The sequence below is a fragment of the Pseudomonas sp. AC211 genome, from assembly GCF_979258055.1.
In genome coordinates this window covers 1,875,951-1,897,885 of the sequence record NZ_OZ409830.1, presented here as the reverse complement: position 1 = coordinate 1,897,885, position 21,935 = coordinate 1,875,951, and the positions used below count along the sequence as shown (strand labels likewise).

Genomic DNA, 21,935 nt, shown 5'->3' with positions numbered 1-21,935 from the left:
GCGTTATGGAATTCACGACTCAACACCTGCTCGCCCTGCTCCCGCTGCTGGTGGTTTGCGCCACCATCGTGGTGGTGATGCTGGCCATCGCCTGGCGACGCAACCACAGCCAGACCTTCATCTTGTCGGGTCTGGGTTTGAACCTGGCCTTGCTGTCGATCATTCCCGCCGTCAAAGCCACACCGCTGGCGGTCACCAGCCTGCTGCTGGTCGACAACTTCGCCAACTTCTACATCGGCCTGATTCTGGTCTCGACCCTCGCTTGCGTGACCCTGGTTCACGCCTACATGGGCGATGACAAGGTCGGCTTCCCCGGCAACCGTGACGAGTTGTACCTGCTGATTCTGCTGGCCGCCGCCGGTGGCATCGTGCTGGTCTGCGCCCAGCACCTGGCCGGTTTGTTCATCGGTCTGGAACTGCTGTCGGTGCCGGTCTACGGCATGGTCGCGTACGCGTTCTTCAACAAGCGCTCGCTGGAAGCCGGCATCAAATACATGGTGCTTTCGGCCGCCGGTTCGGCGTTCCTGTTGTTCGGTATGGCCCTGCTGTATGCCGACGCCGGCACCCTGAGCTTCGCCGGTATCGGCGCCAAGCTGGCCGCCACTGGCGCGCAAAGCGCCATGGCGCAGTTGGGCATGGGCATGATGCTGGTTGGCCTGGCGTTCAAGCTGTCGCTGGTGCCGTTCCACCTATGGACGCCCGACGTTTACGAAGGCGCGCCCGCACCCGTGGCCGCGTTCCTGGCTACCGCCAGTAAAGTGGCCGTGTTCGTGGTGATGGTTCGCTTGTTCCTGCTCTCCCCGGCCGCCAACGAAGGGCTGCTGACCACCGTGCTGTCGGTGATCGCCGTGGCTTCGATTCTGGTCGGCAACCTGCTCGCCCTGCTGCAGAACAACCTTAAGCGTCTGCTGGGTTATTCCTCCATCGCCCACTTCGGCTACCTGATGATCGCGGTCATCGCCGGCAAAGGCTTGGCCGTGGAAGCAGTTGGCGTGTACCTGGCCACCTACGTGCTGACCAGCCTCGGCGCGTTTGGCGTGGTGACACTGATGTCCACCCCGTTTAGCGGCCGCGATGCCGACGCGCTGTACGAATACCGCGGCCTGTTCTGGCGCCGTCCGTACCTGACCGCCGTGCTCACCGTGATGATGCTGTCGCTGGCGGGTATTCCGCTGACCTCCGGCTTTATCGGTAAGTTCGTGGTGGTTATGGTTGGCGTGCAAACCCAACAATGGTGGCTGCTGGGCGCCTTGGTGCTGGGCAGCGCGATCGGCGTTTTCTACTACCTGCGCGTGATGGTCACCTTGTTCCTGGTGGAACCGAACCTGCATCGGCACGATGCACCGTTCAACTGGGGTCAGCGTACCGGCGGCATCATGCTGCTGGCCGTGGCGCTGCTGGCCTTCGTGCTCGGCGTGTACCCACAACCGCTGCTGGAACTGGTGCAACACTCCACCATGGTGCTGACGCCGTAAGCGCAGCGCCCATAAAAAAGCCCGGCTCATGCCGGGCTTTTTTATGGGGCGAGAATCAGAGCCGCAGCCCGCGTCAGCGCCATCCCATGCGCAGCAATTTACTGAGGTAGCCGGGTCGCAGCGCTTGCCAACACGACAGGGTCACGGCCTGCCGATAAAAGCGGCGCGCCGAACAGCCATCACCGACTACAAGCGCCGCTCGAAACAGCGACAGATAACGTTGAGCCGCATAACGCTGGCGCAAGCGCTGGCACTCGTCCGGCAGTTGTGCAAACACTTCATGGAGCATGCCTTGGGCCACCGACTCTTCGTCCGCTCGGCTGTGGCGCAGGCTATCGCGGTGTTTATAAACCCGAGCCAAAGGGTGGGTCGTCGTCACGGCGGAGCCACTCACCAATACATAGGCAAACACCGCCACATCTTCGCCGCTGCGCAGTGTTTCCGGGTAAGGGCGTTGCAGCAGCAGATCGCGGCGGAATAGGCAGCGGCTATGGGAAATGGAAATTCGCTTTTGCAGCAGATAGCGGCGGCACCGCTGCACTGGCGTGCCCGTCACGGGTGTGGGCAGCCTCACGCGTTGGCTGCCATCGGCATACACCGAAACCTGAGCGCCCAGCACCATGGCCGCCGAGGGCGCCGCGCGCAACGCCTCGCGCAAGGTTTTGAAGGCGTCTGGTAGCAACTCATCATCGGCATCCAGCATCAGCACATAGGCACCGCGCGCCGCCCGCACCCCGCGGTTTCGCGCCGCTGCGGCTCCGGCATTGTCTTGGCGGATTATCTGAAAACAGCCAGCAAATCGGCGGGTGTAGCGCTGCAATACGTCCGGCGTGTGGTCGTCGGAGCCGTCGTCGATAACAAGCAACTCAATATCGTCGCCCCATTGGCTTATCACCGAATCCAGCGCTCTGGGCAGCACGAGGGCGTAGTTGTAGGTGGGCACGATCACGCTGATAAGCAACTCAGGCGCCGGAACTGGGGTTCTCTGCGCAGCTGCAACAGGAAAAGAGGTGAGTTGCCCCACTGCGAAGCGGCTTCGCAACAGTGGCAAGAAAGAACGCAACGCGGCCCGAGGAATCGGGCCGCCCAACGCTTTTGAAAGGGTTAACGTCATGGCGACCCTCCTCCAAAAAAGGGTCGCAAGCTTCTCGACAAGCCGCAGCGGTTAATGCAGGACCGACAGCTGCATCCAGTGGGCAGTTACCTAAAGACAGCGCGCCTTTTAGTCGCTTTTAAGAAGGCAGGCGCACTTTCTGATTGCCGCTGGTGAAAATGCCCCAGCAAGAAAGGAATAGCGCCGCAATCAACGGGCCGATCACAAAACCGTTCAAGCCAAAGATCGTGAGCCCACCGAGGGTCGATAGCAGAATCATGTAGTCCGGCATGCGGGTGTCGCGGCCAACCAGAATCGGGCGCAGCACGTTGTCGACCATACCGATCACCAACACGCCCCAGACGCTGAGCGCCACGCCCTGCCAGATGGCGCCCGTGGCGAGGAAGTAAACCGCCACCGGCACCCAGACAATGCCGCCACCCACTGCCGGCAGCAGCGACAAAAACGCCATCAGCACCGCCCATAGCAGCGGGCTGGTAATGCCCAGAAACCAGAACGCCAGACCGCCCAGCGCGCCCTGCGTCACCGCCACCAGCACGTTGCCTTTCACTGTGGCGCGCACCACGCGGGTGAAGCGCAATTGCAGCCGGCGCTTTTGCCCGTCATTCAGCGGAATGGCGCTACGGATACGCCGCACCAGTTCCTGGCCGTCGCGCAGAAAGAAGAACAGCAAATACAGCATGATCGCGAAGCTGATCAGAAACTCGAAGGTGTTCTGTCCCAGGGTGAACGCCTGGCTGGCGACGGCTTGGCTGCCTTGCATGGCGCCGCTGATGGCTTTGTCTTTGAGGCCGTTGAGGCTGCCCATGCCGAAACGGTCCATCTGCCCCTGCACGTAGGTGGGCAGGTGACGTTTGATTTCGAAAATGTAGGCGCCGATGTCCAGCTCGCCGCTTTCGATACGTTTGTAGAGTTCGCCGGCTTCCTGCACCAGCAAGGCGGTGGTGAACACCACGGGCAAAATGGCGATGCACAGGCACACCAGCAACGTGGCCAAGGCGGTCAGGTTGCGTGAGCCTTGGTGGCGACGGGCGAGGTGGCGCTGCAGCGGGTTAAACAAAATGGCCAGGATTACTGCCCAGAAAACGGCGCCGTAGTACGGCAGCAAAATCCAGCCGAAGGCGAGCGTTACTGCGGTCAGCAGGACGAGGAAGAGTTTGTTTTCAATTGCGGGGTCGGCCATGGCTGCTCGCGGTTTGTAAAAGGCTGATGTGCCATTAGTCCGCGAGCAGCCTGGCAAGTGCAGGTTTTATCAGTGCTGCGCTTGAGGTGCCTTGTTCAAGCCTGCATGGCCCAACCATCGACGTTCATGGCCGCTTGGCGCAGCGCCTCGGAACGTGTCGGGTGCGGGTGGCAGGTCAGGGCGATATCTTCAGCCGAAGCGGCGAATTCCATGGCCACGCAATACTCGCCGATCAGCTCGCTGACGCTGGGTCCAATGAGATGCACGCCGAGAATTTCGTCGCTGCGCTCATCGGCCAGCACTTTCACAAAACCTTCGCTCTCATGGTTGATTTTCGCCCGGCTGTTGCCGGCGAATGAAGCTTGCCGACCTTGTAGGCACGGCCTTCTGCCTTGAGCTGCTCCTCGGTTTTGCCCACCGTCGCCACTTCCGGCTTGGTGTAGATCACGTTTGGAATCAGCGCGTAGTTGACCTCACCGGCTTTGCCGACGATTTGTTCGATGCAGGCAATCGCCTCGTCTTCGGCCTTGTGCGCCAGCATCGGGCCGGAGGTCACGTCGCCAATTATCCAGATGCCTGGCACGCCCGAGCGGTGTTTCTGGTTTTCCAACATGCCGCGTTTGTCTGGCGTGATACCCACGGTTTCCAGGCCCAGGCCTTGGGTGAACGGGCGGCGGCCGATGGCGACCAGCACATAGTCGGCTTCCAGGGTTTGTTTTTCGCCGCCAGCCGCCGGTTCGATTTCCACGGTCACACCGGTGGCCGTGGCGGTGGCGCTGCTGACTTTGCTGCCGAGCTTGAATGAAAAGCCTTGTTTGGCCAGGGAACGCTGGAAGGTTTTGCCGGTTTCCTGATCCAGCCCCGGGCAGATGCGGTCGAGGTATTCGACCACCGTGACCTCGCTGCCGAGCCGGCGCCACACCGAGCCGAGTTCCAAGCCAATTACCCCGGCGCCGACAATCACCAGGTGCTTGGGCACTTCCGGCAACGACAGCGCGCCGGTGGAATCGAGGATGCGTTGGTTATCAATGGTCACGCCTGGCAGCGGCGTGGGCTCGGAGCCGGTGGCGATGACGATGTCTTTGGCGGTCAGCACCTGCTCGCTGCCATCGGCGGCTTTGACCACCACCCTGCCCGGCCCATCGATGCGGCCCCAGCCTTTAATCCATTCGGCTTTGTTCTTGCGAAAAAAGGAACTCGATGCCTTTGGTCAGCGTGGTCACGCTTTCGTCTTTCTGCTTCATCATTTGCGCGAGGTTGAGCGTGGGTTTCACCTCAATGCCCAGCTTGGCGAATTCCGGGCCCACGGCCGCCTCGTATAACTCGGACGCGTGCAGCAGCGCTTTCGATGGCATGCAGCCGACATTCAGGCAGGTGCCGCCCAGGGTGTCTCGCCCCTCCACGCAGGCGACTTTCAAGCCCAACTGGCCGGCACGAATCGCCGCGTTGTAGCCGCCTGGGCCGCCGCCAATTACCACTACGTCGTAGTTGCTCATGCTGGTTCTCCGGTTGGGAAATTTCTTAGCAGTAAAGACTGCAATTGATTCGTTGGTGGACGGAAAAGCATCGCGGCTGAAGCCGCTCCTACAGGTTTTGTAATCTGGGCATGGCGTTTATGCCACTGAGCTTGGCACTTATATTACGGCCTTCATATTGTTTTACATGACGAGTGTAATTTAGGCTGTAAGCGTGATGCCAGTGCGGCTTGATACTTTTAGTTCGTTAACGCTTGAGAGGTCTTTATGAGCATGTCCCGCGAGGAAAAAATCCAGGCTTGGCTGGCAGCTGCCGACGATTTGCGTGCGCGTTTGGCGGCACCCGACACCATGACATTGAAGCAAGTGGCCGGCATGAGCCCGCAGGAATTTTTCGATGGCATCGGCAGCGGCCAACTGCCCTCGCCGCCCATTAACGAGCCCATGGCGATGGTGCCGATGGAATGGTCCAGCGGCCATTTCATCTTCCAGGGCCATCCCTCGCTTATGCACTACAACCCGCTGGGCAGCGTGCACGGCGGCTACATCGCCACCATGCTCGATTCGGCCATGGGCTGCGCGATTCACACCATGCTCAGCAAAGGTCAGGGCTACACCACCACGGATTTACGCATCAGCTACGTGCGCGCCGTCACCACCGCTGTCGGCCCGATTCGCGCTGAAGGGCGAATCATCCACGTCGGCCGCTCCACCGCGCTCGCCGAAGGCCGCCTGTACGACGTAGACGACAAGCTCTACGCCACCGGCTCCACCACCTGTTTGATCATGAACATGCACGGCTAAGGCCGCGTCGCAGGAGAAGCACCATGGAAAACATCGTAATCGCCGGCTACGCCCGCTCGCCGTTTCACTTCGCGCGTAAAGGCGGCCTGATCAATGTGCGCCCCGATGACCTCGCCGCCCAAGTGGTGAAAGAACTGGTTGGCCGCCTCGACATCGACCCACGGGAAATCGAAGACCTGATCATGGGCTGCGCCTACCCCGAAGCCGAGCAAGGCATGAACATCGCGCGCATCACCAGTTTTCTCGCTGGCCTGCCCGACACCTTGGGCGGCGCCACCGTCAACCGCTTCTGCGGCTCGTCCATGACCGGCGTGCACTTCGCCGCTGGGCAAATTCTGCTCGGCGCCGGCGAGGCGTTTATTTGCGCGGGCGTGGAATCGATGACCCGCGTGCCCATGGGCGGCTTCAATATTTCGCCCAACCCGAAACTGCTTGAGAGTTTCCCCCAGGCGTATATGTCGATGGGCCAGACGGCCGAGAACGTCGCCAACCTGTACAGCATCAGCCGCGAAGAGCAAGAGCTGATGGCAGTCGACTCCCACGCCAAAGCCGCCAAGGCTCGCGAACTCGGTTACTTCACCGACGAAATCGTGCCCATCGCCACGCCTGAAGGGCTGGTCAGCGAAGACGGCTGCATTCGCCCCGGCACTAATGCCGACGCACTGGCCACGCTCAAACCGGCGTTCGGCGGCAGCGTCACCGCCGGCACCGCCTCGCCATTAACCGACGGCGCCGCAGCGGTGTTCGTCTGCACGGAAACCTTTGCCAAACGCTGGAACCTTGATGTGCTGGCCCGCGTACGCGCCGTGGCCGTGGCCGGCTGCGCGCCGGAAATCATGGGCATGGGTCCGCTTCACGCCACGCGCAAGCTGCTGCAACGTGAAGGGCTGAGCATCAACGACATCGACCTGGTGGAAATCAACGAAGCCTTCTCCAGCCAATCCATTGCCTGCGTACGCGAGTTGGGCCTGGACATGGCCAAGGTCAACCTCGACGGCGGCGCGCTGGCCATGGGTCACCCGCTCGGCGCCACCGGTGCGCGTATCACCGGCAAAGCGGCCTCGCTGCTCAAACGCACGGGCGGGCGTTTCGCCATTGCCACCCAGTGCATCGCCGGCGGCCAGGGCGTGGCGACGTTGCTGGAAGCGGTCTGACGTTCAGGTGCCGGCTGGTTTAGAATGACGGCCGGCATTTCACGTTATTGGAGGGCGTTGCCATGCGTTACTCAGAAGATCACAAGGCACAAACTCACCAGCGCATCATCGACGAAGCGTCGGAGCGTTTTCGCCGCGACGGCATCGGCGCCACCGGCCTGCAACCGCTGATGAAAGCGCTGGGCCTGACCCACGGCGGCTTTTATGCGCATTTCAAATCCAAGGATGACCTGGTTGAGCAAGCGCTCAGCGCGGCTGCGGAAAAACTGGCCGACGGCGTCGAGAAAACCTTCTCTGAAGCGCAGCCCCTGCAGAGCTTTATCCGCTACTACCTGAGCAACACCCACCGCACCCACCCCGGCAAAGGCTGCCCACTGACTACGATGTGCGCCGAACTGGGCCAGCGCGGCCAAGCCAGCCCCACAACCGACGCCGTGGTGCAAAGCCGCTTCAGCAAACTGGCAGAACACTTGGAAGGGCCAGATGCCGATGAGCAAGCCATCGCCCTGCTCTCAACCCTTGTAGGCGCATTGGTGCTGTCGCGCAGCGTGGCCGATCCGCAGTTGTCCGAGCGCATTTTGCAAGGCGCCAAGCAGCAGTTGTTTAAGCAAGTGCAAGCCGATAGCGAGCAATAGCGTCAGACAGGCTCGATGCCCAACTGGCCCCACTGCGCGCGGGTGAGGCCTTGGCGGTTGTGGTAGTCGTGCCACGGCTCGCGCGGCAGACCTTCAAGTCGCGCCTGCAGGTTGGCGACGGTCCATTGCGCAGCACTTTGCAGCGTGCCTAGTTCGTCCCGCTCAATCGGCACCGACACCGGCAAGCCCGGACGCGCGCGCACCGAGTAGGCACTGGCGGTGCTGGCGCCGCGTTGGTTGCGCAGGTAGTCGATAAAGATTTTCCCCACCCGATTCTGCGGCCCCATTTTGTCGGTGAAGCGCTCCGGCGCTTGGTTGGCCATATGGTTCGCAAGGGCCTTCGCGAACGCCTTCACGCTGTCCCAACCGGCCTGTTTTCGCAGTGGCACTACAATGTGCATGCCCTTCCCGCCACTGGTTTTCAGCCAGGCCTCCAAGCCCACGACATCCAATAATGCGAGGGTCGCCTGCGTCGCCTCGACCATGGCACTCCATGGCAGCGCGGGGTCCGGGTCGAGGTCGAGAATCAGGCGGTCTGGCGTTTCCACCGCCGCGCTGGTGGCGCCCCAGGTGTGCAGTTCGATGCACCCCATCTGCACCGCGCCAATCAGCGCCGGCAAGCTGTCGACTTGCATCAACTGCGGATGCGCCGGGTCGATTGCTTGGTCCAAATGGGTGATGTGTGGAATAGCCAGATGCTGGGCGTGCTTCTGGAAAAAATGCTCGCCTTCAACACCGTCGGGCGCGCGCAGTAACGACACCGGGCGGCCCTTGAGGTGGGGAAGAATCCACTCGCTGATGCCGTGATAAAACTGCGCAAAGGCAAACTTTTGCGTGCCGCTCTGCGCATCGATAACCCGCTCGGGATGGCTGATCGACACCTCATCAAGCAGTTGCCGGCCCTTGTCATCTGCGCCGTGCGGATGATTCGCCGCCTCGCCCGCAGGCATGCCTTGGCGTGGGGTTTTCGGCGCAACGACCTCGGACGTTTGTGCGCGTTTATGTTCGCTCATGGCCCCGCCCTTGGCGCGTTAACTCGCCTTGCTGGTTTTGGTGGATTTGCGCGCAGGCGCTTTGGCTTTCGACGCGGTGCTTTTGCTCGCACTGCTGCGCGAGCTTTTTGCTCGTGGCACGGGCGCCTCGTCTTCTTCCGACTCCTTGCTGGATGCCGCCGCGCCCTTCTTCGCCGACGGCTTGCCACCCAGGCTGCGTTTGAGCAGTTCGGTGAGGTCGATAACGTCGGCGGTGCGCCGGCCTTCTTCGCCTGGCGCCTGCTCGACCGCTTCGATCTTGCCCTGCTGCGCCTTCTGCTCTACGAGCTGCATGATCTTGTCGGTGAAGCTGTCCTGGTAATCGTTTGGGGACCATTCGCCGCTCATGTCCTCCACCAGGCGCTTGGCCATTTCCAACTCCCCCTTGGCCAGCTTGGCGTTACTCACCGAAGCCGGCAGTTCCAGGCTCGCCAGGCTGCGCACCTCACTGGGCCAGCGCAGCATCACCAAAACCATGGCGTCTTCTATGGGCATCAAGGCCGCCAGGTGCTGCTTGGTATGTAAAACCACCAGCGCCAGCGCTATTTTTTTGGTGCTGGCCAGGGTTTCGCGCAACAAGGCATACACCTTCTCGCCGCGCTTGTCGGGACTGAGGTAATACGGCGTGTCAATGTGCTGCAGGGGAATTTCTGCGCTGTCGACGAACGAGAAAATGTCGATGGTTTGCGTGGACGCCGGGTGCGCTTCGCGAATTTCCTCCTCGCTCAGCACCACGTACTGGCCCTTCTCGTACTCCACGCCTTTGACGATGTTCTCGCGGTCGATTTCTTTGCCGGTGACTTTGTTCACGCGCTTATAGCCCACGGGCTCCATGCTGCGTTTGTCCAGCCAATCGAAGTCGACGCCCTGGGAGGCGGTGGCGGAGTTAAGCGCCACGGGGATGTGCACCAAGCCAAAACTGATGGCGCCTTTCCAGATGGCTCGTGCCATGACCGGCGTTCCTCGCTCAATTCTTCAGTAAGTGTTCAGGCGCTGTCGCAAACCGTGCTACAGCGTCACGCCGTCGCTGTAGGTCACGCGGTCCAGCTGCGTGATGTCGCTGATCTCGCGCAGCATGTTGTCGGCAGCGGTCTCCGCCTCGTTCTCACACACGCAGCCCGGCACGATCACCCACAGCACGCGCACTTCGGCACCCATGCGTTTGGGTTGGTATTCGATCAGGCCCACGTAGTTGTGGCCTTCCTTCATGGCATCGGTCCAGGCGATGCAGGTATCGAAATCACGAAACATGGCTGGCTTCCCCCTGTAGGGCCTTGTCTGGCTCTCAGAAGTTGGGACCGGCCGGGTTAAAAAAGAGTTGCAGTTTTGTTTGTGGTGCCGCGCTGCCCCCAAGTGGCGCAGCAGAGCGGCGCACGCCTCAAAACCGTGCCATCAAGACGCCACGCTCGTCGCAAATATCCTTTAAAAACAACAAGGTTCGTGCCTTGCGCGCCGCTTCGCTGTAAGTTTCTTCCTACATTCAGCAAGCCGCGAGTTACGCCCATGAAAACGGTTGCGATGGTGCTGTTTCCCAACTTTTTGCTGCTCGACATGGCCGGTCCGTTCGAAGTCTTCTCCGTCGCGAACCGGTTTTTGCCGGAGCAGGACTGCTACAAGCTACTGACCATCGGCACCGAGCAACGCCAGGTGCCCGCTTCCAACGGCGTGACGGTGCAGACCAATCTGACCCTCGCCGACGGCTGCGAGCCCTACGACCTGCTCTTGGTGCCCGGCGGCCCCGGCGCTTACAACGAGCGGTTTCCCGAGGTGTCGGCCTGGCTGCACGTCGCGGTTCAGCGCTGCAAAATGTACGGCTCGATCTGCACCGGCGCGTTCATTCTCGGCGAGGCCTGTTTGCTTGATGATCACCAGGTCACGACGCACTGGAACTACACCGACCGCCTGATTAAACGGTTCCCCAGAGCGCGCGTGGGCACCGACCAGATTTACGTGAAAGACCGCCGCTTGCTCACCTCCGGCGGCGTCACGGCGGGCATCGACATGGCGTTGGCGGTGGTGGCCGAAGACCACGGCAAGAAGGTGGCGGTGGATGTCGCCAAAGTGTTGTTGGTGGCCATGAAGCGCCAAGGCGGCCAGGCACAGTTCAGCCCCATGTTGGCCGCGCTGGCCGAACAGGATTCGCCCATCAACCAGGTGCAAACCTATGTGCTGGCCCACCTTGACGAAGACTTTTCCGTGGAGCGCATGGCCAGCCTGGCCGGCATGAGCGCACGCCACTTCGCCCGCGTGTTCAGCCGCGAAGTGAACATGACGCCCATGGAATTTCTGCAACACGCCCGTATCGACCGTGCTCGCAGCCTGCTGGAGAGCACCGATTTGCCGCTGAAAACCGTGGCCTATCGGGCCGGCTTGGGCAGTACGCGACACATGCGTTTTCTGTTCAGCGAGAAGCTTGGCCTTACACCCGTTCAGTACCGCCAGCAGTTTGGTTGAAACCATCGTGCTAGAGGTGTCCGTATTGCGCACCTCGTTGGCCGGAACCGGCCTTCCTTGAACCTTGTTCGCCGTGCAGCACCTGCCCACACTCAGGTCAGGTTTTCATGCACAAAGGAAGGATCATGGCCAGTATCCATTGGATGTCCCGCCGCTCGCTCACACCCAGCGACGAGAAGGACGGCGAAACGCTGGTAACCGGGGGTCTTACACGCTGGCGTGAACAGCTGGTCAAGGCGCTCATCCACAACCTGATTGGCGAAAAAATCACCGTGCCGCAACTGGCGCAAGCCTGCGCGCTGTCACGCAGTCACTTCTCCCGCGCCTTCAAGCGCAGCACCGGCATGTCGCCGCAAGACTGGATTCACCAACAGCGCATCAACCAGGCCAAGCGCCTGATTCAAGAATCCGACATGACCCTCACTCAGATCAGCGCCGAATGCGGCTTCTGCGACCAAGCCCACTTCTGCCGCACCTTCACCCGAACCGAAGGGGTGAACCCGATGGCCTGGCGCAGCCGAACGGTTGCGAACAATGCGTCGTAGGTTGGCTTAAGCCCGCCGTTCGCGCCGCCCGCCAAGGCCGTCAGCGCAGCCGGTGTTTGTGCAACAGGCGATAAAACGTCGGCCTGGAAATGCCGAGCATGCGCGCGGCCACACTCATGTTGTCGCCGTAACGGGCCAAGGCGTCGCAAAGCGCCTGGCGTTCGGCGTTGCTTTTGTAGACATCGAGCGTGGCGAGCGTTGGCGAGGTGTCTCTGTCGAGCATATCGAGCATGGCGTTCTGCTCCCTGGCATCCGTTTTAATTTTCTGAGTTAAAACAATCCTTTTCCTGCCCTGTTTTCAACCGTAGCAAGTTTTTTGACGCGCTTAGGACGGATTTCTTCTAAGCGACGCCGCCTCGCTGCATGAATGGTTGCCCAAAGCCATAAGAACAATAGGTGATTAGCGTCTTGCCAAGCCTGTAATTGCTTGGCATAAACGCTCAGCCAATAACAATGCACAAGGACCGTCACCCATGAAGGTTGTGAAGCGGATTTTGCTTCTCGTCGTACTCGCCGTCTTGGCGGTTCTGGCTATTGCCCTCTACTACATTGCCAACCCGAATTTGCCGGCGTACCAAGCGCCCACGCAGCTGCATTATCTGGAGCAGTGGAGCCCCGAGGCGCGCCAAACCTATTACTACACGCCCCAGGGCACGGAAGTGAAAGGCCTGCGCTATGACTGGTTTACCGCGCTGGAGCTGCCCTTCTCCGAAGACAAATTCGCCACCCCGGATTACCTCGCCCGCTTTGGCTTTCTCACCGAACCGAACCAACAACCCACCTCGCTGAACCCTGGAAATTTGCCGGTTGGTTTTGCTCGCCATCTAGAAGAAGAAACCGGCGCGCAACTGTTGGATATCACCTGCTCGGCGTGCCACACCGGAGAGCTGCGTTTCAACGGCAACTCGGTGCGCATCGACGGCGGCGCGGCCCTGCATTCGCTGGCGTCCACGGTGCCCACGTTGAAAGGCGGCAGCTTCGGGCAGGCGCTCGGCATGAGCCTGGCGTTCACCTATTACAACCCGCTGAAATTCACCCGCTTCGCCAAGAACGTGCTGGGCGACAAGTACCCCGAAGGCCGCGACCAACTGCGCACCGACCTCAAGGTCACGCTCAACCGCATTCTGTCCCAAGCCTGGAACGACACCCATCGCGGCCTCTACCCCACCGAAGAAGGCTTTGGTCGCACCGACGCCTTCGGCCGCATCGCCAACAGCGTGTTCGGCGACGCCATCGACCCCAGCAACTACCGCGTCGGCAATGCCCCGGTGAGCTACCCGCAGTTGTGGGATATCTGGAAATTCGACTGGGTGCAGTGGAACGGTTCGGCCATGCAACCGATGGCGCGCAATATCGGCGAAGCCTTGGGCGTGGGCGCCACCGTCCGGCTGTTCGAAGACAACCAGGGCCGCGTGCCCGTGGCCGAACGCTACGCCTCCAGCGTGCGGGTGCGTGATCTCTACACCCTGGAAGAAACCCTGAAACAGCTGAAACCACCGACCTGGCCCGAGCCCGTGCTGGGCAAGGTCAATCTGGAAATGGCCAGCCAGGGCCGCGCGCTGTATCAGGAAAACTGCGCCTACTGCCACGCGCCGGATCCCAAAGCGCCGGACAAACGCCTGGCCCCCACCCGCGACCCGGAATGGCGGATGCGCATCGTGCCAGTCAGCATCGTCGGCACCGACCCGACGACCGCCGACAACATCGCCGACCACCGCTTCAACATCAGCAAGCTGGGCTGGAGCAAAGAGCAGCTCAGCACGCTTGGCGTGAAGCTGTTCGACGGCAAATTGGAAGACCTGAATTTCCGCAGCATTTCCAGCGCCAAAGGCCTGGCCTATATCACCGCTTACGTGGAAAACCGTGCGTACCAAGACGCCGGCATCAGCGGTGAAGAGCGCTGGAAAATGGACGGCTATGGCCTGCCCATCGGCGTTCAAGAGAAGCGCGGCTACAAAGCGCGGCCCTTGGACGGCATCTGGGCCACCCCGCCGTTCCTGCACAACGGCTCGGTGCCCACGTTGTTTGAACTGTTGTCGCCGGTGTATGAGCGGCGGGCTGAATTCTGGGTCGGCAACCACGAGTACGACCCCGAGCGCGCCGGCTACCGCAGCGAGAAATTCGACGGCGGTTTCCTGTTCAAAACCAGCGTCACCGGCAACGGCAACCAAGGCCATGAGTTCCGCGACGGCTGCCGTCAGCAAGGCGTGATTGGCCGAGGCCTGAGCCCGAACGAGCGGCTGGCGTTGATCGAATACCTCAAGGTGCTCGGCAATGCGCCGGTGGAAAGTCAGCTGCAACCGGTTACACCCGCCGCCTGGACGCCAGGCCCAAGCTGCCAGGGATGATCCCTACCGTGGGACACACACATAAGGACGCGCTTCATGCTTAAACGCTTTTGGCTCTGGCTGGGCCGTGTGCTCGGCAAATTGCTGGTGATTGTGGCGGTGGTCGGCCTCGGTGGCTGGGGCATTGCCGAGCTGTACTACGCCTGGAAATTCTCCGGCCCGGTGTCGGCCGAGGAGCAGATTCCGCCCGGCGAAGCGGCCATGACGCGCGGCATCATCGAAGATGCCATTCGCGTGGTGGAGCAGCACAAAGACCAGACCCGCGTACTGCGCGACGCCCACGCCAAAGCCCATGGCTGCGTAAAGGCCGAAGTGACCGTGCTGCCGGAACTCAACGATGAACTGCGCCACGGCGTTTTCAGCGAGCCGGGCAAAACCTGGCAAGCGCTGATGCGCCTGTCCAACGGCAATGCCTACCCGCAATTCGACCGCGTGCGTGATGCCCGCGGCATGGCCATCAAGCTGTTCGACGTACCGGGCGCCAAGCTGATGACCTCGCCTGCGGTGGCGGGCGAGCAAGACTTTGTGATGTTCAACCACCCCTCGTTTTTCGTCAGCGACGTGGCTGAATACCAGAGCAACTTCAAAGCCCAGGCCGATGGCAAAACGGCGCTGGCATTCTTCCCCAGCCTGGACCCGCGCACGTGGCAAATCCGCCACCTGACCATCGCCCTGAAAACCCTGGCGCCCGCGCCCGACAGCCCGGTAGACACCACTTACGATTCGGTTGCACCGTTCAAATTCGGGCCGCATAACATCAAGTACCGCGTGGTGCCCGCACCGCAGCGCTGCCCGGCGTACACCTTGCCGGCAGTGAACACCGACATGCCGAATTTCCTCCACGACGCGCTGTACCAGCAGCTGTCGCTGGACCGCATGCCGGCGTGTTTCGAGCTGCAAGTGCAACGGCAGAACCCGGCGTTCTATATGCCGCTGGAAGACACCAGCATCGAATGGAGCGAGAAGGTTTCGCCGTTCGAAACCGTGGCCACCATCAAAGTACCGGCGCAGGATTTCGACAGCACCGAACAAACCCTCGCCTGCGATAACCAGTCGTTCAACCCGTGGCACGCACTGCCCGAGCACCGGCCATTAGGCGGCATCAACCGCTTGCGCAAAGCGGTGTACGAGGCAGTGAGCGCCTACCGCCACGAACGCAACAACCCGAAGTAAACCCGCGCCCACCGTTCTCAGCCGTGCATCGGCGGGAGAACGGTGGGCCGGAATAACCGTTAGCTACCTTCCCTTCTCGCCGCTCACTGGCCATCATTGCCCTACGTTTTCCGGCGAAGTTTTTCAGCATGCACACCCAAGCGCCCAGCTCTCTGGCCATCACGGGGCAAATTGTTTCCGTGGTGTTTTTTACCTTTCTCGGTTTTCTCTGCATCGGCATTCCCATTGCCGTGGTGCCGGGGTTTGTCCATGACCAGTTGGGTTATGGCGCGGTCATTGCCGGCCTGACCATCGCTTCGCAATACCTCGCCACCCTGCTCAGTCGCCCGCTGGCCGGCCGCCTGGCCGACAGTCTCGGCACCAAGCCGGCGCTGGTGTACGGGCTGTGCGGCATCGCCGTCAGCGGCCTGCTCACCTTGTTGTCCACGCAACTCAGCGCTTACCCGCTGGTCAGCCTGTCGATCATGCTGGCGGCGCGTTTGCTGTTGGGCGTGACGCAAGGGTTGCTGGGCGTGAGCACCATTAGCTGGGGCATCAACCGGGTGGGCGTGGAATACACCGCGCGGGTGATTTCCTGGAACGGCATCGCCGCGTATGGCGCCATCGCCATCGGCGCGCCGGCCGGCGTGCTGATGGTCGACGCGTGGGGTTACTGGACCCTGGGCGCCGCGCTGATGGCGGTCGCAGCGCTGGGGTTGCTGCTGATCTGGAAGCGCCCGTCGGCCCCCGTGCTCAAGGGCGAGCGCCTGCCCTTCAGCACCGTGCTGGGCCGTATCGCGCCGTATGGCGTCGGCTTGGCGCTGGGCTCTATCGGCTACGGCACACTGACCACCTTCGTCGCCCTGTATTTCGCCAGCAAAGGCTGGAGCGGCGCGGCCTATAGTTTGTCGGCCTTTGGCGTGGCGTTTATCGGCGCGCGGGTGCTGTTGATCGACGCCATCAAGCGCTACGGCGGCTACAACGTGGCGATCAGCTGCATGGCCATCGAAAGCCTCGGTTTGCTGCTGCTGTGGTACGCACCGACGCCGGCCTGGGCAATGGCTGGGGCGGCGTTGACCGGTTGTGGGTTGTCGTTGGTGTATCCGGCGCTGGGCGTCGAGGCCATCAAGCGTGTGCCGGACAGCAGCCGCAGCGCCGGCTTCAGCGCCTACGCAGTGTTCTTCGATTTGGCCTTGGCAATTGCCGGCCCGCTGATGGGCGCGGTGGCGTATGGCGTTGGCTATAACGGCATTTTTCTCGCCGCCGCCCTGCTCGCCGTGGCGGGGCTAAGCCTGAGCCTGTGCCTGGCGCGACGGGCACAGTCACCGCAACAGGGCTAGTGCAACGAAGCCTGGTGGTCGCGCAAATCCGGCCCCAGCACGGTGCTGAAAAACTCCACCGCCTCGGCGTTCATGCGCCGGTGAATGCGCTGGCGGTCGACGCCATCGGCGTCTTTGCACAGCATCGGCATCATCTGTTCCTGCTCGGGCGAGCATGGCGACATGAAAATGAAGTGCCCCGCGCCATCGAGCAGGCGGTAGTTCGGCCGTTGCGGCAGGCTGCGGCTGAGGGCCAGGGCGTTGGTTTCCACGGAGAGCAACTGGTCGTTATCACCGGCGTACATGAGCACCGGCAGCTGCACGCCTTGCAGCTCTTCCTTGCCAAACATCAGGCCCAGCGGCGCCAGTAATAACAGGGCTTTGACGCGCGGGTCGCTCTCGGCCACCAGGTCATCGCGGTCGACCACCAGCTCGCCGTGGCTGCGGCACGCATCTTCGTCTGCTGGATGCGCCTGGCAATAATCGCGCAGCAACTGCTGTTGTGGCTGCGCGCCGCCGACGATCAGCGCCGTTTCGCCCCCGGCGGAATAGCCGATCATGCCGATGCGCTGCTCATCCACAAACGGTTCAAGCCAGGGGTCTTGCAGGGCGTCGGTGATGGCTTGCGACACCTGCATCGGTCGGCCATACAAATTGCTCAGCGTGCCGAGGCGGCTTTGGTCGGCGTAGTTGTCGCCGGGGTGAATCACCGCCAGCACGACGAAACCATGTTTGGCCAGGTACGTGGCGAGGTCGTGTTGAGCGAGGGGGCTGCCGCTGTTGCCGTGGCTCAGCACCAGCATCGGATAGTGGCCGGGCGCGACCGGCGCGTCTTCGCCAGCGGCGATGTGATAGGGGCCAATCTGGCTGACCGTCGTGCGCGCATACGCGGGGTAGAACGCCACCGCCTGCATGGGTTGTTGGTCGAGGGGATCTTGCAGGGTCATGCGGTGAAAGCCGACGGTCAGGCGCGAACCCACCGTGCCGGCCGAAGCCGGCAACGCGCCGGCCATTAAACCGAGCACTACCACCATCACACGCGCAAAAAAGGTGCTCACGCCCACCTCCTCAAAACCATCGCCGCCTACTTTCGCCTGCCGCAGCGCCGAGCATGAACCCGCAGCGGCCGCTTCGCAAACACAGTGAGATGACAAAAGCATGTGGCGTGCCAAAAAAATCCCCGCCGAAGCGGGGATTTTTCTCAGTGCCGTTCAGCCGTTACGCGGCTACAAACAGACCCGCCACTTGCTCGTTGGCGGCGGCCAGTGCTTTGGCGCGCGGTTCTTCACCGTAAGCCAGGCCTTCTGCGCGCACCACTTCGATGTCAGTGATGCCGAGGAAGCGCAACAGCAGCTGCAAGTAGTCTTCGTGGGCGATGCCGCTGGCTTGACCGGCATGGATGCCACCTGCGGTCGAAACGATGATCACCTTTTTTACCGCCGGCCAGGCCTTTCGGGCCGTTCTCGTCGTAGGCGAAGGTTTTGCCAGCGACGGAGATGCGGTCGATCCAGGCTTTCAACTGGCTTGGAACGGAGAAGTTGTACATCGGCGCACCGATAACGATGGCGTCGGCGGCCAGGAATTCGTTCAGCGTCGCTTCGCCGAGTTCCGCTTCGTGTTTTTGCGCCGCATCACGCAGCTCGGCAGGCGTACCGCCGGCAACCAGGGTGGCAGCGGAGAAGTGGCTGTAAGCATCGGCGGCCAGGTCGCGGTAGCTCACCTGAACGCTGGAGTCGGCCGCTTTCCAGGCGTCGACCACGGCTTTGCTCAGGTGGCGCGAGGCCGAGTTGTCGCCGAGGATGCTGGAGTCGAGGTGCAGAAGTTTCATGGTGGTTCTCCGAATCAAGGGGGCCGTAGCGGCGTTAAAAGTGGGTTGAAATTCGATGGAGCTAAGCCTACCGATGATTCCAATAGCGCATTAGTCAGCAAAAATGTGATAGTTCGTCCCACCTATAGGACGATGACTACAGCCAGAACCCGCTATGCAAGATCTCAACGACCTGTTCTATTTCGCCAAAGTGGTGGAAGCCGGCGGTTTCGCCGCCGCCGGCCGCCTGCTCGGCGTGCCGAAGTCGCGACTCTCGCGGCGCGTTGCCGAGCTGGAGGAACGCCTGGGCGCACGCCTGTTGCAACGCAGCACCCGCACCTTGGCGCTGACTGAAATCGGCGAACACTACTTCCGCCACTGCCAAACCATGATCATCGCCGCTGACATGGCCGACGAAGCCGTGGCCACGCACTCCAGCGAACCGCGCGGCCGGGTGCGGGTGTCGTGCCCTACTGCGCTGGCCGAGTCGTACCTGTCGCCGATCATCAACGACTTCCTCAGCACCTACCCGCAGGTGCAACTCGAGGTGGTGCTGGTGAACCGCCGCGTCGACGTGCTGGCCGAAGGGTTCGACGTGGCGCTGCGGGTGCGCGATGAAGGCGACGAAGACCCCAACCTGATCGCGCGCAAGCTGCGCCCCGCCGTCGCCGTGCTGGTGGCCTCCCCTGCGCTGCTGGCTGGTCGGCAGATCAATGAGCTGAACGACTTGCGCGAACTGCCGGTGCTCGGCGCCGTAGATACCGACCGCAAGGTGCGCTATCGGGTGGTGGACGCTGACGGCAATAAGCGTGAAATCGCGTTTGAACCGCGCCTGGCCATCGAAGATTTTTCCGTACGCAAAAACGCAGCGCTGGCCGGCCTGGGCTTTTCCATGCTGCCGTTGATGAACTGCCATCAGGAATTGGCTGACGGCCGCCTGATTCGTCTGTTGCCGGAGTGGGCGCTGCCGGGCGGCTTTCTGCAGGCCGTGTACCCGCACCGCCGTGGCATGCTGCCCGCCGTGCGCGCCTGGCTCGACCACGTGACCGAACACTTTCGCGGCGACTGGCCGCACCCGGTTTAACGCCCTCTCGGCAAAGGAGATGAACATGAACGCCAGCCAAACCGCCGACTTCCTGCTGCAACTGCCGGGCGTGCGCGAAGATCTGAAATGGGGCGACAACCGCGTCTTTTCGGTGGCGCAAAACAAGATGGTGGCGGTGATCAACTTTATCGGTCGCGGCATCGCCTTCAAGGTCGATAGCGACCTGTTTCTTGGCTACGTCGACCGCCCAGGTTTTAGCCCGGCGCCGTATCTGGCGCGGGCTCACTGGGTTCGGTTGGACAGCACGGAGACCATCAGCACCGCCGAACTGCAAGACCTGCTGACACGCTCGCACCAGCTGGTGGTGCGCAAGTTGCCGAAGATTCGCCAGGTCGGGTTGCTGCTGGATTAACTCGCCGTGGCAAACAACGGCGCGCGCTGCACATCGCTCAAGGACTGATGCCCGAGGTAGCCGTACAACGAACTGGCGATGTCGTTGGCGCGGATCGGCAGCACCGACAGCAAGGTGTCGCTCAACCCATGACTGGCCTGGCAGAAGCCCTGCATGTAAACCGCCGCCTGGCAGCGCTCGTCGGTGACGATGCGGTAGTCGCGGTCCACTTCGAAATCGCCCAGGTACGGCGCCAGCGGCTCCAGCAGTTGGCGGTGGCTTTGCCGTTCGTAGCCCGTGGCGAGCACCACGGCGTCGTAACGGTGCACGTCCAATTCGCCGCTGGCGCTATGACGCAGGGCCAATTCGATGCCGTCGGCATGGACGGTGGCGCGTTCCACGGTGCGCAAATGGTGAAACGCGTGGCGTTGAATGCCCGAGACTTTCTGCCGGTAGAAAATGCCGTAGATGCGCTCGATCAAATCGATGTCCACCACCGAATAATTGGTGTTGTGGTACTCGCGGATAAACCGCTCGCGCTCGGCGCCGGTCTGGCTGAAGACCAGGTCGGTAAATTCGGGAGAAAACACTTCGTTCACGAACGGGCTGTCATCGGCCGGTTTTAGCGCCGAGCCGCGCAGAATCATGTCGACCTTCACCGAAGGGAAGCTGTCGTTCAGGTCGATAAACGCCTCCGCCGCGCTCTGCCCGCCGCCGATAATCGCCACGCGCATCGGCTTGCCGCCCACACACGGCTGCTGCGCCATGCGCTCCAGATAGTGGGCATGATGGAACACGCGCGGCTCGCCTTTGAGGCTACGAAACGCTTCGGGAATACGCGGCGTACCGCCGGCGCTGACCACCACGGCGCGGGTCCGGCGCACAAAGGTTTCGCCCTGGCTGTCACGCGACACCACGCGCAGCGACTCGACCCGGTTGTGGTGCAGCAGCGGCTCGATGGCCAGCACTTCTTCGCCATACCGGCTCTGCTCACTGAACTGCGCGGCGACCCAGCGCAGGTAGTCGTTGTACTCCATGCGGCACGGGTAAAAGGTGCCCAGATTGATGAAGTCCACCAGGCGGTCGTGGGCGTGCAGGTAGTTCACGAACGAATACGGGCTGCTGGGATTGCGCAAGGTGACCAGGTCTTTAAGAAAGGAAATCTGCAACTCGCTCTGCGTCACCAGCGTATTGCCGTGCCAGCGGTAGTCGGCCTGCTTGTCCAGAAACAGCACATCCAGCGCGCCTTGATGCTGAGCCCGCTCACGCAGGGCAATGGCCAACGCCAGGTTGGACGGGCCGAACCCAATGCCGATCAGGTCGTGAATGGCGGCAGGTGCAACGGATGGAGTCATGGTCCAGTGTCCTCTGGAAAAGCCACGCACAACGGGTGGCGAGCGAATCGGGTGGCGAGCAGAGATCGCCTGTTGTGTAGGAACGAGGACAGGGGAATGAAATTTAAAGGCGAGTGGTTGAAAGCTGTGGGCTGGGGTGTTGGCGGACGGCAGGCGGCTTATTCGGCATCCCACTCGCGCATGCGCACGCGGCAGTGCTTCATGGCGTTGACGATATGTTTTTCCACCAGGCTCAGGGAAATGCTCAAGCGCTCGGCGATTTCGTCGTGGCTCAGGCCTTCGAGTTTGCGCAGCAGAAACGCTTCGCGGCACAAAGCGGGCAATTCGTCGAGGGCACGTTGCAGCAGTTGTAGGCGCTGATTTTGCGCCAGGTCACGGTGTGGCGAGGGGGTGAAGAATTGTTCTTCTTCGTCGAGTACATCGAGGGTTTCGGTGCGTCGCAGGGCGTTGCGGCGGTGTTCGTCGATGACCAGGTTAAGCGCGGTGCGATACAAAAACGCGCGCGGCGACTCGATTTGCGCTTGACCGGCCCGCTCCATCACACGCAGGTACGCGTCGTGGGCAACGTCGGCCGCCACGTGTCGGTCCCCCAGCTTGGCGCTCAAAAAGCGCACCAGCTCCCGGTAATAAATCTCCAAAACGACTCCC

At 61.8% G+C, this 21,935-nt stretch carries 19 protein-coding genes and 4 pseudogenes; 11 read left to right on the top strand and 12 right to left on the bottom strand.

Translation table 11 applies throughout. The features are described 5' to 3' along the window. Positions 1–5: 5 nt before the first annotated feature. Positions 6–1,475, top strand: coding sequence for an NADH-quinone oxidoreductase subunit NuoN (gene nuoN, locus ACZZZP_RS09130; RefSeq protein ID WP_122498019.1), 1,470 nt, complete (start codon positions 6–8; stop codon positions 1,473–1,475). A 73-nt stretch (positions 1,476–1,548) separates the two neighbouring features. Here nuoN and ACZZZP_RS09125 read toward each other — a convergent pair whose 3' ends face one another. The 4 genes and pseudogenes from ACZZZP_RS09125 to ACZZZP_RS09110 all read right to left on the bottom strand — a co-directional run bounded on the left by ACZZZP_RS09125 (position 1,549) and on the right by ACZZZP_RS09110 (position 5,268). Then, the gene (locus ACZZZP_RS09125; RefSeq protein WP_463536452.1) at positions 1,549–2,436 is read right to left on the bottom strand and encodes a glycosyltransferase family 2 protein; all 888 of its coding nucleotides are present in this window, start codon (positions 2,434–2,436) and stop codon (positions 1,549–1,551) included. A gap of 271 nt (positions 2,437–2,707) precedes the next feature. After that, positions 2,708–3,772, bottom strand: coding sequence for an AI-2E family transporter (locus tag ACZZZP_RS09120; protein ID WP_122498015.1), 1,065 nt, complete (start codon positions 3,770–3,772; stop codon positions 2,708–2,710). Positions 3,773–3,867: 95 nt separating this feature from the next. Next, positions 3,868–4,898 (bottom strand): annotated as a pseudogene (locus ACZZZP_RS09115) (FAD-dependent oxidoreductase). Between the two features lie 34 nt (positions 4,899–4,932). After that, entirely contained in the window at positions 4,933–5,268 is a 336-nt protein-coding gene (locus ACZZZP_RS09110) for an FAD-dependent oxidoreductase (protein ID WP_463536451.1), read from the bottom strand. 246 nt (positions 5,269–5,514) lie between these two features. Between ACZZZP_RS09110 and ACZZZP_RS09105 the strand changes: the two genes are divergently transcribed. The 3 genes from ACZZZP_RS09105 (at position 5,515) to ACZZZP_RS09095 (ending at position 7,840) form a co-directional block, all read left to right on the top strand. After that, the gene (locus tag ACZZZP_RS09105; protein ID WP_463382481.1) at positions 5,515–6,051 is read left to right on the top strand and encodes a PaaI family thioesterase; all 537 of its coding nucleotides are present in this window, start codon (positions 5,515–5,517) and stop codon (positions 6,049–6,051) included. A 23-nt stretch (positions 6,052–6,074) separates the two neighbouring features. After that, positions 6,075–7,205 (top strand): thiolase family protein, encoded by a 1,131-nt coding sequence (locus tag ACZZZP_RS09100; RefSeq protein WP_463382480.1) that lies wholly within the window; start codon positions 6,075–6,077, stop codon positions 7,203–7,205. A 62-nt stretch (positions 7,206–7,267) separates the two neighbouring features. Next, the gene (locus ACZZZP_RS09095; RefSeq protein WP_463382479.1) at positions 7,268–7,840 is read left to right on the top strand and encodes a TetR/AcrR family transcriptional regulator; all 573 of its coding nucleotides are present in this window, start codon (positions 7,268–7,270) and stop codon (positions 7,838–7,840) included. Positions 7,841–7,842: 2 nt separating this feature from the next. Here ACZZZP_RS09095 and ligD read toward each other — a convergent pair. From ligD to ACZZZP_RS09080, 3 genes and pseudogenes are all read right to left on the bottom strand, one after another. Then, a pseudogene (gene ligD, locus ACZZZP_RS09090) lies at positions 7,843–8,721 on the bottom strand (non-homologous end-joining DNA ligase); the annotation flags it as partial. Positions 8,722–8,871: 150 nt separating this feature from the next. After that, positions 8,872–9,822 carry a non-homologous end joining protein Ku gene (gene ku / locus ACZZZP_RS09085; protein ID WP_463382478.1) on the bottom strand — a complete coding sequence of 317 codons (951 nt, stop codon included), beginning with the start codon at positions 9,820–9,822 and terminating at the stop codon, positions 8,872–8,874. 57 nt (positions 9,823–9,879) lie between these two features. After that, on the bottom strand, positions 9,880–10,122 hold the full coding sequence (locus ACZZZP_RS09080) for a hypothetical protein (protein WP_122498001.1): 243 nt from the start codon (positions 10,120–10,122) through the stop codon (positions 9,880–9,882). Positions 10,123–10,374: 252 nt separating this feature from the next. Here ACZZZP_RS09080 and ACZZZP_RS09075 point away from each other — a divergent pair, with 252 nt between their 5' ends. Continuing rightward, positions 10,375–11,325: a GlxA family transcriptional regulator gene (locus ACZZZP_RS09075; RefSeq protein ID WP_463382477.1), complete on the top strand. Its 951-nt coding sequence runs from the start codon at positions 10,375–10,377 to the stop codon at positions 11,323–11,325. A gap of 143 nt (positions 11,326–11,468) precedes the next feature. Then, complete coding sequence (locus ACZZZP_RS09070) at positions 11,469–11,870, top strand: helix-turn-helix domain-containing protein (protein ID WP_241000679.1); 402 nt, start codon at positions 11,469–11,471, stop codon at positions 11,868–11,870. 40 nt (positions 11,871–11,910) lie between these two features. Here ACZZZP_RS09070 and ACZZZP_RS09065 read toward each other — a convergent pair. Next, positions 11,911–12,066 (bottom strand): annotated as a pseudogene (locus tag ACZZZP_RS09065) (helix-turn-helix domain-containing protein); the annotation flags it as partial. A 277-nt stretch (positions 12,067–12,343) separates the two neighbouring features. On the opposite strand from ACZZZP_RS09065, the gene ACZZZP_RS09060 reads away from it, so the two are divergent. The 3 genes from ACZZZP_RS09060 (at position 12,344) to ACZZZP_RS09050 (ending at position 16,710) form a co-directional block, all read left to right on the top strand. Next, positions 12,344–14,218, top strand: a complete 1,875-nt coding sequence (locus tag ACZZZP_RS09060) for a di-heme-cytochrome C peroxidase (protein ID WP_463382476.1) — start codon at positions 12,344–12,346, stop codon at positions 14,216–14,218. Between the two features lie 36 nt (positions 14,219–14,254). Next, positions 14,255–15,391: a catalase family protein gene (locus ACZZZP_RS09055; protein WP_463382475.1), complete on the top strand. Its 1,137-nt coding sequence runs from the start codon at positions 14,255–14,257 to the stop codon at positions 15,389–15,391. 128 nt (positions 15,392–15,519) lie between these two features. Then, the gene (locus ACZZZP_RS09050) at positions 15,520–16,710 is read left to right on the top strand and encodes an MFS transporter (protein WP_463382474.1); all 1,191 of its coding nucleotides are present in this window, start codon (positions 15,520–15,522) and stop codon (positions 16,708–16,710) included. Here ACZZZP_RS09050 and ACZZZP_RS09045 read toward each other — a convergent pair. Together ACZZZP_RS09045 and ACZZZP_RS09040 are read right to left on the bottom strand one after the other, a co-directional pair. Continuing rightward, entirely contained in the window at positions 16,707–17,723 is a 1,017-nt protein-coding gene (locus ACZZZP_RS09045; protein WP_463384679.1) for an alpha/beta hydrolase family protein, read from the bottom strand. The genes ACZZZP_RS09050 and ACZZZP_RS09045 overlap by 4 nt on opposite strands. Positions 17,724–17,907: 184 nt before the next feature. Continuing rightward, a pseudogene (locus ACZZZP_RS09040) lies at positions 17,908–18,517 on the bottom strand (FMN-dependent NADH-azoreductase). A gap of 154 nt (positions 18,518–18,671) precedes the next feature. Here ACZZZP_RS09040 and ACZZZP_RS09035 point away from each other — a divergent pair. Beyond that, positions 18,672–19,580 (top strand): LysR substrate-binding domain-containing protein, encoded by a 909-nt coding sequence (locus tag ACZZZP_RS09035; protein WP_122497987.1) that lies wholly within the window; start codon positions 18,672–18,674, stop codon positions 19,578–19,580. A 25-nt stretch (positions 19,581–19,605) separates the two neighbouring features. Then, positions 19,606–19,953, top strand: coding sequence for an MmcQ/YjbR family DNA-binding protein (locus ACZZZP_RS09030; protein ID WP_463382472.1), 348 nt, complete (start codon positions 19,606–19,608; stop codon positions 19,951–19,953). Here ACZZZP_RS09030 and ACZZZP_RS09025 read toward each other — a convergent pair. Together ACZZZP_RS09025 and ACZZZP_RS09020 are read right to left on the bottom strand one after the other, a co-directional pair. Beyond that, on the bottom strand, positions 19,950–21,287 hold the full coding sequence (locus tag ACZZZP_RS09025) for a lysine N(6)-hydroxylase/L-ornithine N(5)-oxygenase family protein (protein ID WP_463382471.1): 1,338 nt from the start codon (positions 21,285–21,287) through the stop codon (positions 19,950–19,952). The two genes, ACZZZP_RS09030 and ACZZZP_RS09025, sit on opposite strands and share 4 nt — an antisense overlap. Positions 21,288–21,445: 158 nt before the next feature. Beyond that, on the bottom strand, positions 21,446–21,925 hold the full coding sequence (locus ACZZZP_RS09020; protein WP_463382470.1) for a sigma-70 family RNA polymerase sigma factor: 480 nt from the start codon (positions 21,923–21,925) through the stop codon (positions 21,446–21,448). Positions 21,926–21,935: the final 10 nt, after the last annotated feature.